Source organism: Coxiella-like endosymbiont of Rhipicephalus sanguineus, assembly GCF_018687865.1.
Genome location: NZ_NIQB01000064.1, coordinates 1 through 2,760, shown reverse-complemented (window position 1 = coordinate 2,760; position 2,760 = coordinate 1). Strand labels below are relative to the sequence as shown.

Genomic DNA, 2,760 nt, shown 5'->3' with positions numbered 1-2,760 from the left:
AGCCCATATAATTCGTTGCCTTTATGAAAATTGGTGTTTCGGGGGAATTCATGTATTTGGGTTGCTTGTTACCTAAGGCTCGCCCTCCAAAAGCGATAATACGGCCCCGAACGCGCGAATAGGAAAGATAATCCGATGACGGAAACGGTCGAAGAGATGATGATCTTTTTTAATGAGCAATCCATTGCTAATTAGTTGGGCTTTAATTTTAGAATTCTTGGTAAATGCTTTTAAATTCTCCCAATTCGACGGTGCATATCCAATGGCAAATTTTTTGGCGATCTCGCCCGTGAGGCCGCGCGATTTTAAATAATTAATAGCGATTGGTGAACGTTTCAATTGTTGTTGATAATAACGAGCAATTTTTTCTAAAAGGCTATAATGCTCTTCTCGTTCAGGTGAGTTAGAATGTCGAGCTTCTAGGGGAATTTCTAGGCCAAGTTGAGCAGATAAATCTGTAATGGTTTCAACAAATTCGGTACGATCAAATGCCATTAAAAAATTGATAGCATTTCCACTAGCCCCGCACCCGAAGCAATAATAGAATTGTTTCGCAGGGCTGACAGTAAATGAGGGTGTTTTCTCATTATGAAAAGGACAGAGCCCTAAATAGTTGTGACCTCTCTTTTTCAGATTTACACGCGATTGAATTAATTCCACAATATCAATACGAGATAACAGATCTTGAATGAAAGATTGTGGGATACGTCGCATAATTCTATTCTATACGCAGCTTCAATTTGTCGCAGCCGTTTCTTAACTAATGGAGTGGAGGAGGTGATCTTTACTCAAAATAAATTTAGACTTGACTCAAGAGGCTTTTCACTTTTATGCTAACCGCACCCATATAGTCGATGCGGTGGCTCTTAGCTTTTTTCAGTAATGCCATTTATCTATTCCCCATATCTTTAATATTGAGCTCGCCAGGGTCTCTTCAATAGCTCCCTGAACCAGCGTATCAATTTCTGTTTCGCTTATAACTTCAGGGAGTTAACTTTCTAATATTTCAATTTCGTGTTGTTCTTTCTCAGCGAGATCGGGCCGATTACCACTTTCATATTAGCTAATGGACTTACGACGCTGTTTGACCATTTTTTCGATTACTTTTAATTGTGTCGCTCTCTTCCAGCCAGCCCATTACCATCTTGTTCTTTGGGGTTATCGATTTTACGTTGCCTTAATTACTGCAAGTAAGAAACTAATAGTACTTAGAGGGTCCTTTTCTTGTGCCCGCATAGCAGTTTTCATATCTTCATTGAATGCGGGATTTGAGCTCATTACTTCATGGACCTCTTTGCTTGATGATAAGTTAATAGCGGGTCCGCTCGCGTTCTAGTGCTTCCCTTTCTTTCTGAATTTTCTTTGCGTAGCGCTTCACAGCAGCAGCTCGTTTTCGCTTACGTTTACTTGTAGGCTTTTCGTAATATTCTATTTGACGTAATTTGGTAAGGATACCCGCTTTTTCACAGGCTCGTTTAAAGCGCCGCATAGCGATATCAAAAGCATTATTATCAGGTACTTCTATCATTGGCATACCTTAATTTACCTCCAGAATTCGGAATGTTACTGGGTTTGAGAATAGAATGCAATCATCTAGGCAAGTTTTCCAGAAATTCAGAATTTCCAAGTACATTCTGTGCATTGCTCGTACCGACAGGGACGACTCGGTCATCCTTGGCACTCCATAATAAATGGGGTTATACTAATTTTGCTTTGGCAATGATACTGGACAATTAAGCAAAGGACGCTATATGACACATCATCATTGCGCCAGGTTGGGCTTATTATCCGCATTTGGTTTTGCGGTTAATATTGTTCGAGCGTTGGGATTACTCATTTTCGGATGAGTCAGTTGGTGGACCGGTTGGGGTCGACCGATGGTTTCCGTAATTGAATCGATTTTAATTGAATCGATTTATTTAGGTTATGCATTTGCACCTACTTTTTGGGGAACGATTGTAGGGGTGATTTGGGGATTCATGGACGGATTTATCAGTGGCGTGATTCTGGCTCTGCTATTTATAATGCTTGCAGTTAATGCTTGCAGTGGCAGATGTCGCAAATGGATCGTATCGACGGTAGAAACTGGTGAAGTTCACCGTAGTTAAATTTGGAATTAAAACCCCTCGAATCACCTCATTAACCCTTAGCCCCGCAACTTAATACTCCTGTTGAGTTGTGGAGTTTTGTTATCGGAGAAAGTAATTGCAAGTTAGAACACTGCGTGAATTTTTTAAGTTAGAATCCAGTGGTGGTATTGTTCTTTTTATCGCCGCTGTCTTGGCGCTGATTCTTGAGAATACAGCATGGCGTACTTATTACGAGGCCTTGTTTAATGTCCCTCTTAGGATTCAATTAGGCTCGTTGCAATTAACCAAACCCTTATTATTATGGATTAATGATGGATTAATGACGATTTTCTTTTTATTAGTGGGTTTGGAAATTAAACGAGAAATGTTTGAAGGAGAGCTTAACAGTCTTGCTAAAGCTTCGCTACCCGCAATAGCAGGACTAGGGGGGATGGTAGTACCAGCTTTAATCTATATTTCTTTTAATTGGAGCAACCCTATCTCTCTACGGGGGTGGGCAATTCCTGCCGCCACTGATATTCCGTTTTCATTAGGAATTTTGTCGTTATTAGGAAACCGATTACCTATCGGCCTCAAGATATTTTTAACAGCTTTAGCTATTTTTGATGATATTGGCGCAATTCTTATTATTGCAATTTTTTATACGCATGATATTTCCTTGATTCTCTTG

3 protein-coding genes and 1 pseudogene are annotated in these 2,760 nt (G+C 40.0%); 2 read left to right on the top strand and 2 right to left on the bottom strand.

All coding sequences use genetic code 11. The annotated features are described in order from the left end of the window. Both dnaG and rpsU read right to left on the bottom strand, forming a co-directional pair. Positions 1-714, bottom strand: a pseudogene (dnaG, locus tag B1F79_RS03700) (DNA primase); the annotation flags it as partial. A gap of 595 nt (positions 715-1,309) precedes the next feature. Beyond that, positions 1,310-1,534, bottom strand: coding sequence for a 30S ribosomal protein S21 (gene rpsU / locus B1F79_RS03690; RefSeq protein ID WP_048874916.1), 225 nt, complete (start codon positions 1,532-1,534; stop codon positions 1,310-1,312). 343 nt (positions 1,535-1,877) lie between these two features. Here rpsU and B1F79_RS03685 point away from each other — a divergent pair, with 343 nt between their 5' ends. Beyond that, a complete protein-coding gene (locus tag B1F79_RS03685) occupies positions 1,878-2,108 on the top strand; it encodes a hypothetical protein (protein WP_251366037.1) in 231 nt (76 codons plus the stop codon). A gap of 97 nt (positions 2,109-2,205) precedes the next feature. Continuing rightward, the coding region (locus tag B1F79_RS03680) for a Na+/H+ antiporter NhaA (RefSeq protein WP_251366036.1) at positions 2,206-2,760 on the top strand (555 nt) is incomplete at its 3' end.